Source organism: Streptomyces sp. NBC_00659, assembly GCF_036226925.1.
Lineage (GTDB): Bacteria > Actinomycetota > Actinomycetes > Streptomycetales > Streptomycetaceae > Streptomyces.
Genome location: NZ_CP109031.1, coordinates 2,588,884 through 2,603,224 on the forward strand (window position 1 = coordinate 2,588,884; position 14,341 = coordinate 2,603,224).

Annotated in this window: 13 protein-coding genes and 1 pseudogene; 4 read left to right on the plus strand and 10 right to left on the minus strand. The window is 71.3% G+C overall.

The genetic code is table 11. The annotated features are described in order from the left end of the window. Window positions 1–87: 87 nt before the first annotated feature. Window positions 88–1,545 carry an alkaline phosphatase PhoX gene (locus tag OG410_RS11230; protein WP_329298989.1) on the minus strand — a complete coding sequence of 486 codons (1,458 nt, stop codon included), beginning with the start codon at window positions 1,543–1,545 and terminating at the stop codon, window positions 88–90. Between the two features lie 302 nt (window positions 1,546–1,847). Continuing rightward, window positions 1,848–3,281, minus strand: coding sequence for a hypothetical protein (locus OG410_RS11235; RefSeq protein WP_329298990.1), 1,434 nt, complete (start codon window positions 3,279–3,281; stop codon window positions 1,848–1,850). A gap of 339 nt (window positions 3,282–3,620) precedes the next feature. On the opposite strand from OG410_RS11235, the gene OG410_RS11240 reads away from it, so the two are divergent. Further along, window positions 3,621–5,447 (plus strand): endonuclease/exonuclease/phosphatase family protein, encoded by a 1,827-nt coding sequence (locus tag OG410_RS11240; protein WP_329298991.1) that lies wholly within the window; start codon window positions 3,621–3,623, stop codon window positions 5,445–5,447. A gap of 78 nt (window positions 5,448–5,525) precedes the next feature. Here OG410_RS11240 and OG410_RS11245 read toward each other — a convergent pair whose 3' ends face one another. Continuing rightward, window positions 5,526–6,257: an SRPBCC family protein gene (locus OG410_RS11245; protein WP_329298992.1), complete on the minus strand. Its 732-nt coding sequence runs from the start codon at window positions 6,255–6,257 to the stop codon at window positions 5,526–5,528. Window positions 6,258–6,276: 19 nt separating this feature from the next. After that, the gene (locus OG410_RS11250) at window positions 6,277–6,990 is read right to left on the minus strand and encodes an ArsR/SmtB family transcription factor (protein WP_329298993.1); all 714 of its coding nucleotides are present in this window, start codon (window positions 6,988–6,990) and stop codon (window positions 6,277–6,279) included. 149 nt (window positions 6,991–7,139) lie between these two features. Here OG410_RS11250 and OG410_RS11255 point away from each other — a divergent pair, with 149 nt between their 5' ends. Then, complete coding sequence (locus tag OG410_RS11255) at window positions 7,140–8,288, plus strand: YihY/virulence factor BrkB family protein (RefSeq protein ID WP_329298994.1); 1,149 nt, start codon at window positions 7,140–7,142, stop codon at window positions 8,286–8,288. A 103-nt stretch (window positions 8,289–8,391) separates the two neighbouring features. On the opposite strand, the gene OG410_RS11260 is transcribed toward OG410_RS11255, so the two are convergent. After that, entirely contained in the window at window positions 8,392–9,117 is a 726-nt protein-coding gene (locus OG410_RS11260) for a hypothetical protein (RefSeq protein WP_329298995.1), read from the minus strand. Then, window positions 9,114–9,251, minus strand: a complete 138-nt coding sequence (locus OG410_RS11265) for a hypothetical protein (protein ID WP_328668428.1) — start codon at window positions 9,249–9,251, stop codon at window positions 9,114–9,116. Before OG410_RS11265 ends, OG410_RS11260 begins: the two co-directional genes overlap by 4 nt. A 171-nt stretch (window positions 9,252–9,422) precedes the next feature. Here OG410_RS11265 and dapA point away from each other — a divergent pair, with 171 nt between their 5' ends. Then, on the plus strand, window positions 9,423–10,397 hold the full coding sequence (gene dapA, locus OG410_RS11270; protein ID WP_329298996.1) for a 4-hydroxy-tetrahydrodipicolinate synthase: 975 nt from the start codon (window positions 9,423–9,425) through the stop codon (window positions 10,395–10,397). A gap of 17 nt (window positions 10,398–10,414) precedes the next feature. Here dapA and OG410_RS11275 read toward each other — a convergent pair whose 3' ends face one another. Together OG410_RS11275 and OG410_RS11280 are read right to left on the minus strand one after the other, a co-directional pair. Beyond that, window positions 10,415–11,653: a WD40 repeat domain-containing protein gene (locus OG410_RS11275; protein WP_329298997.1), complete on the minus strand. Its 1,239-nt coding sequence runs from the start codon at window positions 11,651–11,653 to the stop codon at window positions 10,415–10,417. Next, window positions 11,650–12,219, minus strand: coding sequence for a SigE family RNA polymerase sigma factor (locus tag OG410_RS11280; protein ID WP_329298998.1), 570 nt, complete (start codon window positions 12,217–12,219; stop codon window positions 11,650–11,652). The genes OG410_RS11275 and OG410_RS11280 overlap by 4 nt, the downstream gene beginning before the upstream one ends. A 145-nt stretch (window positions 12,220–12,364) precedes the next feature. Between OG410_RS11280 and OG410_RS11285 the strand changes: the two genes are divergently transcribed. Then, the gene (locus OG410_RS11285; RefSeq protein ID WP_329298999.1) at window positions 12,365–12,862 is read left to right on the plus strand and encodes a hypothetical protein; all 498 of its coding nucleotides are present in this window, start codon (window positions 12,365–12,367) and stop codon (window positions 12,860–12,862) included. Between the two features lie 329 nt (window positions 12,863–13,191). On the opposite strand, the pseudogene OG410_RS11290 reads toward OG410_RS11285, so the two are convergent. Together OG410_RS11290 and OG410_RS11295 are read right to left on the minus strand one after the other, a co-directional pair. Further along, window positions 13,192–13,978: pseudogene (locus OG410_RS11290) on the minus strand (FtsK/SpoIIIE domain-containing protein); the annotation flags it as partial. 2 nt (window positions 13,979–13,980) lie between these two features. After that, the gene (locus OG410_RS11295; RefSeq protein ID WP_329299000.1) at window positions 13,981–14,334 is read right to left on the minus strand and encodes an SCO3933 family regulatory protein; all 354 of its coding nucleotides are present in this window, start codon (window positions 14,332–14,334) and stop codon (window positions 13,981–13,983) included. Window positions 14,335–14,341 lie beyond the last annotated feature (7 nt).

Consider the following 14,341-nt stretch of genomic DNA (forward strand, 5'->3'; position numbering starts at 1 on the left):
CTGCCTTCGCACCTGGACAGGCATCACTTTAGGAGGGCGGCCGCGCGTCGGGCGAGCGAATTAAATCGCCGGGGAAACGACAGGAGTTCAGCCGCGCTTCTGGCGCTTCCAGGGGCCGGTGATGGCGAGCATGATGCCCGGCACCTGGATGTTGGCGTAGAGGGTCCGGCCGTCGGGCGAGAAGGTGACGCCGGTGAACTCGCTGTATTCCGGCGCCTCGGCGGTGCCGATGTTCAGCTCGTTGCGGGCGATCGGGTACGTACGGCCGCTCTCGGTGGCGCCGAAGAGGTGCTGGACGCCCTCGCCGTCCTCGGCGATGACGAGGCCGCCGTACGGGGAGACGGTGATGTTGTCGGGGCCGTCGAAGGCGCCGTCGACGGACGGGTCGGGGTTCACGCCGATGAGGACCTTCAGCGTCAGGGTGCGGCGCTTGGGGTCGTAGAACCAGACCGCTCCGTCGTGCGCCTGGCCGGGGCTCTCGGTGCGGGCGTAGGAGGAGACGATGTAGACGCCGCCGTCGCTCCACCACATGCCCTCGAGCTTGCGGGCGCGGGTGACCTGACCGGCGGTGAACTGCTTGCGGACGGACACGGTCCTGGCATCACGGTCCGTGACGTCGACCCAGTCCACGCCGTACACGGTGCCGATCTTCGTGGCACGGGAGAGGTCGTCGACGAACTTGCCGCCGGAGTCGAAGCACTTGAAGGCCTGGAGCGACCCGGCGTCGTCGGCGAGGGTGCGGAGCTTTCCGTGGCCGTGCTCGAAGCCCTGCGGGGGCGTCCAGCGGTACAGCAGGCCGTTGGGGTTCGAGGCGTCCTCGGTGAGGTAGAGGCGGTCACGCTTGGGGTCGACGACGACGGCCTCGTGCGCGTAGCGGCCGAGCGCCTTGATCGGCTTGGGGTTCCGGTTGCGGCGGCGGTCCTCGGGGTCGACCTCGAAGACGTAGCCGTGGTTCTTGGTGAAGCCGTTGGTGCCGGCCTTGTCCTCGGTCTCCTCGCAGGTGAGCCAGGTGCCCCAAGGGGTGTTGCCGCCCGCGCAGTTGGTGGCCGTGCCGGCGATGCCGACCCATTCGGCGACCTTGTCCCGGCGCACCTCGACGACCGTGCAGCCGCCCGCGGCGGCGGGGTCGTAGACGAGGCCTTCGGTGAGCGGCACCGGGTAGGGCCAGTTGGCGCGGGGGCCGGCCAGCTCGTGGTTGTTGACCAGGAGGGTGGCGCCGCGCGGGCCCTCGAAGGTGGACGTTCCGTCGTGGTTGGAGGGCGTGAACTCGCCCGACTCCAGCTTGGTCTTGCCGCTGTGGGTGATGACGCGGTAGGAGAACCCGGCGGGCAGCGCGAGGAGGCCTTTGGGATCGGTGACGAGCGGGCCGTAGCCGACGCCGCCGTGGCGGGACTCCGCCGAGTCCTCACCCGCGCCCCCGGTCTCCGTCTCCGTGGCGGCGAGCGCGTTGGGGGCGGTGGCAAGGGCGCCCACGCTGCCGATCAGGGCCACGCCTGCACCGGTGATCGCGGACTGCCTGGCGAAGTCCCTGCGAGAGAGCGACATGTGATGTCTCCTGTGACGGTGGACTCGAACTGTCTTGGGGGGGGCGGCTGGCGACCTCGGATCGCGGCCACACCGTCCCGCCCTCCCCTGAACACGAGTTGAACGCGCGCCGACTTCCGAGGGCCCGCTTGCGTGAATCCAATCGACCGGCGTACGGAACGGGCCGCTCCGGGGAGCGACCCGCCCAGGCCAGGCACACGGGCCCGGCACACGACACACAGCGCCCGGCAGACGGCGCCGGACAAACGGCCCCGAACACAAGGCTCCGGGTACACGGTGACCGAGTCACCTCACCGGCGGTGTCACACTCCCTGCTGCGACCGGGCCTTGAACGCCGCCTTGCGGGCCTCCTTGGCGACCCTCTTGTCGGGGTGCAGACGGCCCATGGCCTCCAGGACGTCCGGGGCGGCGGGGTGATCGACCCGCCAGGCCGTGTCGAAGAAGCCGCTGTGCTGCCGGGCCAGGCCCTCGACCAGGGACTGGAGCTCCGCGGAGTTCCCCTCCGCGGCGAGCTGTGCCGCCACCGTGTCGATGGTCAGCCAGAAGACCATCGCCTCGGACGGCGGAGGCACGTCGGGCGCGCCGCGCTCGGAGAGCCAGACCCGCGCGAGACCGCCCAGTTCGGCGTCGTCGAGCACCTCGCGCAGCGCCGGCTCGGCCTCCGTGCCGACGAGCGCGAGTGCCTGCTGGCAGTGCAGGCGGCGCAGCGGGGCGTTCGGGTCCGCGCCACGCGCCGCGGAGAGCAACTCCCGCGCGGCGGGGAGCGGTTCACGCCGGGCGAGCCACTGCTCGATCTCGGCCTGGGCGGCGGTCGGAGGGAAGCCGACCGTGCCGTCCAGCAGTGTGTCCGCGCCCTTGTCGGTCAGCTCGCCGACCGCGGGGGCGGAGAAGCCCGCCTCGATCAGCCGGGCGCGCAGTCCGTACAGACCGAGCGGTGTCAGGCGCACCACCCCGTACCGTGACACGTCCATGTCGTCCGCGGGGGCCGGCTCCTCGGCGGCTTCCGCCATCAGGGCCTCGTCGACCGGCTGGTACTCGACGAGTCCGATGGGTTCCAGCAGCCTGAACTGCTCGTCGAGCCGCATCATGGCGTCCGAGACCTGCTCCAGGACGTCGTCGGTGGGCTCCCCCATGTCGTCGGGGAGGATCACCGAGGCGGCGAGCGCGGGCAGCGGCACCGGCACCTCGCCGAGCGCGTCCTCGCCGACGGTCAGCAGATACAGGTTGCCGAGCACCCCGTCGAGGAGCGCGGACTCCGCGTCCGGGTCCCAGTCCAGCGAGGAGAGGTCGATCTCGCCCTCCTCGTCCATGGCGTCGACGAGACCGCCGAGGTCGGGCACGCTCGCGTCGGCCAGCACGACGTCGAGGGCGCCGAGCCAGAAGCCGAGGACGTCCTGCGGGGCGCCGGAGGTGAGCAGGGCGAGGTCCTCCCCCTGGGTGACGGTGCCCTCCGCCTCGTCCTCCTCGTCCACGATCTCGACGAGCCCGGTGTCGACGGCCACCCGCCAGGCCTCACCGGCGAGGGCGGCCGCTTCGTCACCGGTCAGGCCGAGGACTCCGGCCGCCTCGGGAAGCTGTTCCTCGACGAGTTCGCCTCCGGCGCCGACTCGGGTGGCGGGGCCTGCCCAGCGGGCCAGCCGCGCGGCGCGGGAGAGCAGCGGCGCGGCGAGTGCGTCCCGTGCCAGCCGCGCCTCGGAGTGCAGTTGCACGGGCGGCAGGGAAGAGCTGTCTGACATCGGCTGAGTTCTCCTCCGAACACCATCGGTCACGGCGTGCGCCGGATCCCGCCGGGCGCCGGCGGGCCCGAGGCCCGGGGGCGGCCCGGGAAATCCGTGCCGACTGCTCAGCCTAGACGGATTTCCACCCATGCCGCCCGGTTCATGTGTCCGACAGGTCTCGTACACCGTCGAAACCTTGACAACTCCCCCTGTCACACACGAGATTGACGCGCGTAGAAGTTCAACAGCCTTACGGCCAGACTCTTCTACGCGCGTCACTGGCCCGCAAGCAGGTCGCGCTCCCCCCACCAGTCCACCCTCGTCCCGGCGCTCACGAACGTCCCCGGAGGGATTCCCTTGCCGAGCAAGAGAACCGCGCGCATCGGCGCGCTGACCGTCGCCGCGGTCTGTTCCACCGTCTCCGCCGTTGTGCTCACCACACCGGCCCAGGCGGACACCGTCCACATCCACGACATCCAGGGCACCACCCGGACCTCCCCCCTCGCGGGCACGAAGGTCACGGACGTGCCCGGCATCGTCACCGGCGTGCGGACATACGGTTCGTCCAAGGGCTTCTGGTACCAGGACCCCACCCCGGACGCCGACCCCGCCACCAGTGAGGGCGTCTTCGTCTTCACCAGCTCCGCCCCCAAGGCCGCCGTCGGCGACTCGGTCACGGTGACGGGCACGGTCTCGGAGTACGTCCCGGGCGGCGTCTCCACCGGCAACCAGTCGGTCACCGAGGTCACCAAGCCGACGGTCACCGTCGTCTCCAGTGACAACGCCGTCCCGGCCGCGACGGTCGTCGACGCCAGGTCCGTGCCGAACACCTACGCCCCCACCGGCGACACCGCCGCGGGCGGTTCGGTGAACGCCCTCACCCTGGAGCCGGCGAACTACGCCCTGGACTACTACGAGTCCCTCGAGGGCACGACCGTCCAGGTCGCCGACGCCCGGGTGGTCACCGCCACCGACCCGTACACGGAGCTGTGGGTCACGGTGAAGCCGCGCGAGCACGCCACCCACCGCGGCGGCACGGTGTACGGCTCGTACACCTCGCAGAACACCGGCCGGATACAGATCCAGTCCCTCGGCGCGACCGCCGACTTCCCGACCGCGAACGTCGGCGACAAGCTCACCGGCACCACGGCGGGTCCGCTCGACTACAACCAGTTCGGCGGCTACACCCTCGTCGCCAACCAGCTGGGCACCCTGGAGAAGGGCGGCCTGGAGCGCGAAACGACGCGGAAGCAGTCGCGCGGCGAGCTGGCGGTGGCGACGTACAACGTCGAGAACCTGGACCCGGGCGACGCCACGTTCGACGCCCACGCGTCCGCGATCGTGAACAATCTGAAGTCGCCCGACATCGTGTCCCTGGAGGAGATCCAGGACGACAACGGCGCGACGGACGACGGCACGGTCTCCGCCGCCCAGACGGTCCAGAAGCTCATCGCCGCGATCACCGCGGCGGGCGGCCCGGCGTACGACTGGCGTTCCATCGACCCGGTCAACGACCAGGACGGCGGCGAGCCCGGCGGCAACATCCGCCAAGTCTTCCTCTTCAACCCCGAGCGGGTCTCCTTCACCGACCGCGCGGGCGGCGACTCGACGACCGCCGTCGGGGTCACCAAGGTGCACGGCAAGACGCAGCTCACCGCGTCGCCCGGCCGCGTCGACCCGGCGAACGAGGCCTGGAAGAGCAGCCGCAAGCCGCTCGCGGGCGAGTTCGTCTTCCGCGGCCACACGGTCTTCGTGATCGCCAACCACCTCAACTCCAAGGGCGGTGACCAGGGGCTGACGGCGCAGTACCAGCCGCCGACGCGCAGCTCGGAGGTCCAGCGGCACGCCCAGGCGACCGCGGTGAACGCCTTCGTCGACGAGATCCTGAAGTCGCAGAAGAACGCCGACGTCATCACGCTCGGCGACATCAACGACTTCGAGTTCTCCGACACGGCCAAGATCCTGGAGGGCGACGGCGAGCTCTGGTCGGCGATCAAGTCGCTGCCGAAGAGCGAGCGTTACACGTACGACTACCAGGGCAACGCCCAGGTTCTCGACCAGATCCTGGTCAGCCCGTCGATCCGCAAGGACTGCGGGCTGGAGTACGACAGCGTGCACATCAACTCGGAGTTCTCCGACCAGATCAGCGACCACGACCCGCAGGTGCTGCGGTTCCGTCCGTAGTCGCTCCGGTACGCGAGAGCCCGGCCCCGTCGTCCGGGGGGCCGGGCTCTTCGCCTGCACGGAGTGCCGACGGGCGGGTCAGCCCGCGAAGACCCCGTCGAGCCAGCCCTTCCAGGCGGTCTCGTTGGCCTTGGCGTCGGCGCCGGGCGCGAAGTCGTGGACGCTCATGCCGACCGGCGCACCCCAGCGGCCTCGCCCGAAGAAGCGGATGAGCGCACTGTCGGTGCGCAGCCCGATGAAGTACGGGTTGCGGTAGTCGAGTACGGCGTCGAAGTCCTCGCCGCCGGGTCCCTTCGCCCGCACCGTCGCGCCCCCGGCGGTGTCGTCCGAGAGGCCGAGCTCCCTTCCGACGGCCGCGAAGGCGTCGGAGTCCGCGGACACGCCGGGCCCGTCGAAGGTCGCGAAGGCCACCGGCCGGCCCGCGAAGTGGGTCACGTACTCGCGCAGGGTGTGCAGGTAGAAGTCGGTGTGCTTGTCGGCTCCGTCGTACTGGTTGTCCCAGTCGTCGGTGAAGATGCCGCTGTGCACGTACCGGACCCAGGAACTGCGGCCGTCGTCGCGGGGCTCGATGGTGTGGTCGATCTGGTTGAGGCTCTGCGTCGGGAACCCGACGTCCTCGGTGCGCACGGTCAGCCGGTGCGGCGGGTCCCAGGTGGTGATGGTGCTGCCGAAGGGGCCGGCCCCGCCCTCGCGCGGCTCGTACTCCATGGGCCACAGCCAGCCGCCGCTGCCGCTGGTGATCGCGTCCCACACCCGGCTGGGCGGAACGTCGACCTCGTACTCGCGGGCGACCTCGAATTCCTTGGGCATGATGATGACTCCTGGCTGATCAGTGGGTGGTTTCGGGGCCCCCGGGGGCCTCCACGGCTTCGGTCCGCGCCGCAGCTTCGGGTTCTGCCGCGGCTCCGGGTTCGGGTTCGGGTTCGGCTTCGGTCCGTGCCACGGCTCCGGCCACGGCTTCGGGTTTGACCGTGGGGTGGACGGCGACGACGATCCGGTGCGGGCGCCCTGCCTCCGCGTCCCCGTCGTGGTACTTGCGGATGAGCGCGCTCACCCCGGCCGTCAGCTCCTCGATGAACGCGGCACGGTCGGCCGCCGAGGCGAAGGTCACCTCGCCGTCGAGCGCGTACGTCGCAAGCCGCTTACGGGCCTTCGCGGCTCCGGTGACCAGAAGGCCGACGTCCCGGACGAGCCGGGCGCCGAGCGCGAGGAGCCAGCGGGCGGACAGCTGGTCCCGGAAACGGTCCGGATCGGGCTGTACGGCGGCCAGCGCCTGGGGCGAGATGACGTACGACGCCGCGGTCGCGCGCATCATCCGCTCGGTGACGTTCCCCTTGCGGCGCTCGCCCGCCAGCTCGACCAGGCCGTGCCGCTCCAGGGTCTTGAGGTGGTAGTTCACCTTCTGCCGGGGCAGGCCGACCTTGCCGGCCAGCATGGCGGCCGACGCGGGCCCGGCGGCCAGCTCGGCGAGCAGCCGGGCCCGTATGGGGTCCAGCGACACGGCGGCGGCCTCGGCGTCCTCGATCACGGTCACGTCCAACATGACTCCAGCCTCCCACCGAAAACTTTTCTTGTCCAGACGATTCGAATCGTCGGTGGCCACGGGGCCGGAGTTCAAGAAGGCCCGTGTTCCGGAGCGGCCCGGGCGCTCCCGGCGGGCTTCAGGAGCCGGATCCGGGCAAGACGGCGGTCATGGACGAGAAGCGACCGGAATCGAAGCAGCGCGCTCTTCCGGACCCGGTCACGGACGCGGACGCGGGCACGAGCACCGGCATCAGGACGAGTACGGGCACAGGCACGGGCACGCGGACGGCGGGGCCCGGCGGGAAGGACGGTCCCGTCAGGCTGACCGCGCGAGCGTGGTGCTCCGTGGCCTGGCGCACGGTGAAGGAGTTCCGCGACGACGAACTCGCCGACCGCGCGGCGGCATTGACCTACTACGGCGTACTGTCACTGTTCCCCGCACTGCTGGTGGTGGTCTCCCTCCTGGGTGTCATGGGGCAGCGCGTCACGGACAGACTCCTCGACAACGTGGGGGACTTGGCGCCGGGCCCGGCACGCGACATCCTGCGTGACGCGGTGACGCAGCTGGCGCACAGCGGCGGTACGGGCGGGGTGCTGGCGATCGTCGGGCTGCTCGCGGCGCTGTGGTCCGCGTCCGGGTACGTCGGCGCGTTCATCCGTGCGTCCAACGCCGTGTACGACCTGCCGGAGGGCCGTCCGGTCTGGAAGGTCACGCCGCTCAGGCTGGCGCTCACCGTCACGCTGATGCTGCTCCTCACCGGGAGCGCGATCATCGTGGTCTTCACCGGACCGCTGGCCGAACGCGCCGGTACCGCGTTCGGGCTCGGTGGCGCGGTGATCACCACGTGGTCGATCGTCAAGTGGCCTGTCCTGCTGGTGTTCGTGGAACTGATGATCGGGCTGCTGTACTGGGCGGCGCCCAACGTCTCCGGCCGCGGCTTCCGTTGGTTCAGCGCAGGCAGCGTCCTCGCCACCCTGGCCTGGCTGACCGCGTCCGCGGGATTCGCCGTCTACGCCGCCGGCTACGGCTCGTACAACAAGACGTACGGAACGCTCGCGGGCGCCATCGTCTTCCTCGTCTGGCTCTGGCTCACCAACCTCGCCATCCTCCTGGGACTGGAGTTCGACGCGGAACTGGCCCGCCAGCGCGCCATCACCCACGGCCGGCCCCCGACCGAGGAGCCCTACGTCGAACCGCGCGACACCCGCAAGTGGCCGCCTCGTCTGCGGGCGTTGCGCGCGGCCCGGGAGAAGGTGGAGACAGGGATCGCGCCGACGCGTGCCGAGGCCGGCCGGGACACCGCCGAGCGGGTGTGAGGAGAGGGCCGGCGGGGTGCGTACGACGCGGCGGCGGACCGGCATCCGGTCCGCCGCCGCGTCATTCCCCTCCGGCTCCTTCGATTACCCGGCCCGGCGCGCGCTACCCCTGGGTTCCCCGGTCGTGCAACTGGCCCAACTGGCTCTGGAACCAGTCGAGTCGGGCCTGGAGCAGAGCGGCCTCCGCGACCAGCTCGGCCACCCCGAGGCCGGCCGCGGCACCGCCGAGACCGGTCATGGCACCCCCGGGACCGGCCGTGGCGCCCCCAGGACCTTCGACGCCGGCCACGGGGCGGCCTGCGGCCCGGACCCGCAGACCCTCACCGGCCAGCCGCGCGAAGGAGGCGAGCGAGAGCGACGTACGGCCGTGTACGCAGCCCGCGCACGCCGCCGTCAGGGCGCGCCAGCCCGGACGCCCCCAGCCGGCATCGGCCAGCGCCGCGGCCACGGCGCCGCAGCCGCAGGGACCGACGTCGGCGCTGCGCACCCGCTGACGGGCGTAGCGGAATCCCCGCTCGAAGCGGATGTAGGCGCCGAGGACGGAGACTTCGAGGAGAACGGCGGCCCGGTGTTCGGCGGTGCACAGCATCGCCTCGGCGACGGCGGACTCGTGCACGCAGTGGAAGCCGCAGTCGCAGCGGCGGTGCGGGGCGCGGTGCCGCCGTCCGTAGACACAGCGCGCCTCGTCCACCACTCCGTAGGGCAGGGCACCACCCAGCGATACGCCGGTGAACCCGGCCCGGGTGCCGTCCTGGGACAGCACCGGGTGGGCGATCTTGTATCCGGTCGGAGGCTCCGCCGGGCGTTCCTCGGGGAGCCGCAGCCTCATCGGCCGGCCGGAACCTCTTCGGGCACGGAGGCAGCCTCCGGCTCCTCGACGAGGTCGGGGATTTCCGCCGTTTCCTCGTGTGCGTGGACCTGTTCCTCCGCGACTCCGGTGGCGAGTGCCTTGCCGAGCCTCATGACGCCTCCCGCTGTGCCGACGACTGCCGTTCAGGCCATGGTGACCCATGACGCCCCGGTTTGGCACCAGTGCCTCGCTCATCCCCACACCCCGACGACGTAGCACTCGTTGACGACATCTCGTAGAAGATTTAAGTGGAGCTTCACAATGGAGTGGCCGAGACTACGTTCATGACCGTTCCGAGGACCACTCCCGCGACGCCCGTCCCCCCTGCCCCGGCCGTCACCGCCGGCCCGCACCCGGCGCGACCCGCTCCTCCCTTCGGCCGTGCCCTCTGCGCGATGGTCACGCCGTTCACGCGGGAGGGCGCGCTGGATGTCGAGGGCGCGCAGCGGCTCGCCGGGTGGCTGGTGGCCGAGGGGTGCGACGGGCTGGTGCTCTCCGGGACGACGGGCGAGTCGCCGACCACGTCGGACGCCGAGAAGGCCACGCTGGTGCGGGCGGTACGGGAGGCGGTGGGCGACCGGGCGTCGATCGTGGCGGGGGTGGGGACCGCCGACACCCGGCACACCGTGGAACTGGCCCTGGCGGCCGAGAAGGCGGGCGCGGACGGGCTGTTGGTGGTCGCGCCGTACTACAGCAGGCCTCCGCAGGACGCGGTCGAGGCGCACTTCCGGGAGATCGCGGACGCATCGGGGCTGCCGCTCATGCTGTACGACATCCCGGGACGCACCGGGACGCGGATCGAGCCGGAGACGATGATCCGGCTCGCGGGGCATCCGCGGATCATGGCGGTGAAGGACTGCGCGTACGACCTGCTCGGTACGCAAAAGGTGCTGGCCCGGACGGAGTTGGCGTACTACGCGGGCTGCGACGAGTACGTCCTCGCGCTGTACGCGATCGGCGCGGCCGGGTGCGTCAGCACGGTGGCGAACGTCGTGCCGGGCCTGATGCGGGCCGTGCTCGACGCGTTCGACGGCGGCGACACGGCGGGGGCGGCCGGGCTGACGCGGCGGGCCATGCCGCTGATCGAGGCGATGATGGCGGCGGGCCTGCCCGGCACGGTCACCGCGAAGGCGCTGCTGGCCACGCTCGGGCTGCCGGCGGGCCCGGTCCGGGCGCCGCTGCGGCCCGCCGGCCGGGAGACGGCCGACGGGCTGCGGGCGGTGCTCGCCCAGGTCACGGACGATTTCGCCGTGGCCTAGCGGATCACCTGCGGGCCTCAGCGATCGGCGAAGAGGGGCTCCCAGCGCCCCGCCGAGCCGTCGGTGCCCTTGAGGAAGCCACTGAGCGGCACCTCTTTGTCACTGCCGATGGTGACCAGCACCAGCCGATTGTGGAACTCGTTCTTCTCGCCCTTGGCGATGTCCCAGGCGATCAGGGACTTGTCGTCGGCCCAGGCGAGGAGCTGCTGGCCGTGGACCTCGGCCAGGTGCTTGCCGGTGCGCGGGTCGAGGATCCAGGAGGAGGTGTACCACTTCTCGCCCGCGAAGTCCCCGGCCATCTTGGTGCCGTCGGGCGACAGGCCAGCCTTGACGAACCAGGTGCGGTACCGCTCTTCGTGGGGCGCGCTCACCTCCCGGCCGGACACGTCGTAGAAGCGGTCGCCGGACGTGAGCGACTGCAGGCCCGTGATGGTCCTCCCGTCGCGGCAGAACCCGAAGTCCTGACGTGTGTTGATCTCGTTGCCCTGGTCGTCCCTGACCACCCCCACGTCGGCCCAGGCGCCCTTGCCCGAGGCCACGTCGAAGACGTAGAAGCCGGTGCGGGAGGGCTTCACCGACACAGGAACTCTGTCGATGTTGTCCATCTTGATCCGCTTGTCGGGATTCTCGCTGTACGTCGTGGCCACGAGTCTCGTGCCGTCGCGCGAGAACTCCAGCCCGCCCACCGGGTGGTCGACCGGAATCCACCGAGCGACCTTGCCGCTCGTGAGGTCGAGCAGCCCGATCCGGCTCGCGGGCAGGTGCCGCTCCAGTACGGCGGCGGTCCGCAGGCCGGGGGCCACGGCGACCCACGACCACCGGGTGTCCTTCTCGTAGTGGCCGGACTTCGGGTCGAGCAGCCAGTAGGTGCGCACCCCGATGCCCTTGCGGATGCCGTCGTGGGTGCTCTGCCAGTCGGTCTTCTGGGTGTAGTAGGCGGCCATCGCCGTTCTCCCGGCCGCGACCAGCTCGTGCACCGGTGACTGCCCCGGGTGCGCCGAGGGCACCGGGTGCGTGGTGGCCGGCTTGGGGTCCACCCCGCGCAAGGGACGTACGTCGTGCCCTCCGGAGTCCAGGCTCGGCACCGCGATCGCGGCGGTGAGCACCACGGCCGCGGCGGCCGCGACGGACGCGATGCGCCGGGTCCTGCGGCGCCTGCGGACGGCGAGCACACGGTCGGCGAATCCGGGCGGTGTGCGCGGGCCGTCCTCTGCCTGCTCCCGGAGTGTGTCGCGGAGGAGTTCTTCGACGTTCACCGGTGTACCTCCACGGGCGAGAAGTCACGGGACGGCGGCTGGGGCTCGTGCCCCGGGCCGAGCGCGGCCAGTTCGGGGGCGAGCGTCCGCAGCCGGGCGAGCGAGCGATGGGTCGTGGAGCGCACGGTTCCGACCGAGCAGCCGAGGAGCCGGGCCACCTCGGCCTCGGGCAGATCCTCGAAGTAGCGCAGCACGAGCACGGTGCGCTGCCGCGCGGTGAGCCGGGCCAGCGCGCCCCGCATGACGATCCGCAGTTCGGCGGCCGCCGAGGCGTCCGTGCCGGGGACCGCGGGGCCGGACGTCTCGGGCGGTTCGGCGACGCTCAGTTCGCGTCTCGGCCACTTCAGCCGCCAGCGGCTCACCTGCTGCCGGTACAGGATCCGCCGTACGTACGCCTCGGGCTCGTCGATCCGGTTCCAGCGGCCGGCCACCTTGATCAGCGCGTTCTGCAGCAGGTCCTCGGCGGCGTGCCGGTCTCCCCCGCTGAGCAGCACCGCCGTCTTCAGCAGCGCGGACGACCTGTTCGCCACGAAGTCCCGGAAGGTCTCATCCGCTTCGGCATCCATCGTCACCTTCTCGTCCCCGGCGGTCCCTTGCGACCGACCTCTGTGTCCCTGGTGACGCGTGCCGTCGTCTCCCGCTATGCCTCCCGGCACGAACCGAGCCGAAAAGGTTTCCCGCCCCGGCCCCGGCGCCCTCTACGGTGACCCGATGAGCCGACCCCTGCTGTTCCTCGACGTCGACGGCCCGCTCAATCCGTACGCGGCCCAGAAGGAGCGCCGGCCCTCTGGGTACACCACGATCCGCGTGGCGCTGAAGCCCGGCCGGCCGCTGCGGGTCTGGCTCCACCCCGGCCACGGCCGTGCCCTCCTGGCGCTCGGCTACGACCTGTGCTGGGCCACCACCTGGATGGACTCCGCCAACCGCTGGATCGGCCCCGTGATCGGCCTGCCCGAACTCCCCTGGGTCGATTTCACCGGCGCCCTCTTCGCCGAGCGCCCCGACGGCGTCCACTGGAAGACGGAGCGCATCGTGGCCCACGCCGAGGGCCGCCCGTTCGCCTGGGTGGACGACGAACAGAGCCCGGCCGACGAGACGTTCGTCTCCGCCCACCACCCCGCCCCCGCCCTCCTGCGCCATGTCGATCCCCGGCTCGGGCTGCGCGAGCCCGACTTCGCCGCGCTGACGGAGTTCGCGTCCCGGCTGTGAGAACGCCGGACGTCGAGAGGTGACGCACGAGCGCCCTCCCGGGCCGGCCTGGGGCCGCGGAAGGGCGCTCGATGGCACCAGCGCCGACAACTGCCCGCGGTGCGGCGGCAGTTCGGAGCGATGAGCCGGCGGACGGCCGCGAGGCGCGGCCGCCGTCGGTCAGTTGTGGCTGTTCTGATTGCGATGCAGGTCAGGGGGTCAACTTGCCCCGTGGGCCGTATCGGGGCCGTCTTCGGTGCTCTCCGGATCCCGAAAGACCCGGTCGACGGCGGCCCGAGTGCGTGCCTCGCTGTTCGGCATCAGGTGCGTGTACGTCCGGAGGGTGAAACCGGCACGTTCACCGTGATCCGCTGCTCAGCCCGGATCACCTGATAGACGTCCGCCATGTGCGAGACGAGAGCTTCGAGGAGATCGAGAGCGGTGTCGGGGTTGTCGGCGAGCGCGGAGAACCGCCGTGCCAGCGGGAAGAGCTCAACCCCCTGCTTGCAGTCGATGCCGACCAGGGCGACGTCCATCGGGGCGAGGCCGGCCACCAGGTTCCGCTGATAGACCGACTTCCCCGACTCCGTGGCGCCGAGAGTAAGGCCATGCGGGACGGCCCGGTAGTCGCGGTAGTGCACCGCACCGTCCTCCCGCAGAGCGACCGGGGACCCGCATCGGCGCCGGATCAGCCTTGGCGGGCATCTGGACCCGCTTGAGGACGTCATAGCCGGTCATCCGCACCTCGACCACACCGGAGCGCAGCTCACGCGAGGTCACGCCGTACATGCCGAAGGAGTGGCGCAGCCGGTCGGTGGCAGCGGAGACGTCGAACGCGTCCTGCCCGGGGCGGAGTTTGAGGCGCAGGACCAGGCCGGTCCGGGTGGGGCGAAGGCGCAGGATGCGCGGGGCCCTCGACTCCGGGACGGGCCGGTTGGTCATCCGGGCCAGGGCCAGGCGCCAGCGCGAGGGCGGGACGGTCAGCCTGCACGCGTCCATCACCGACGTGTAGTGGACCAGGACCCGCACCGTGGCGAAGACGGCACCGAAGGCCAGCCAGTACCAAGCGGGACGCCGCCACCGCAGGACCAGCACGGCAGCAACCAGTGCCACCAGGCCGATGCTTAACCCTGTCATGATCAGGCCGCCTTCGATGTCGAACCGGCGGCGGCGAGCGAGGTGACCGCGACCGCGCGGAAGGCGATCCCGTGCCGCTTCTGCCCGTTGAACTCGTTCTCCCAGGCCGAGGCCACCAGGCCCGTCAGCGCGACCGGGGTCCCCATGACCAGGTCCTCGGAGACGCCCGGCTCGGGAACAGTGAGCTTCAGGATCTCCACCTCGTCCGGCGTGGAGAACATGACCTCCACCGTCATCAGCGTGACGCCGTCCTTGTCCACGGCGATCTCACCGGTACGACGGTCCTTGATCTTCGGCTGCGGAGCCTTGGCGACCATCACGGTCGCGTTCGTGGTGTCGACGGGAATCTGACGCATTGTCTTG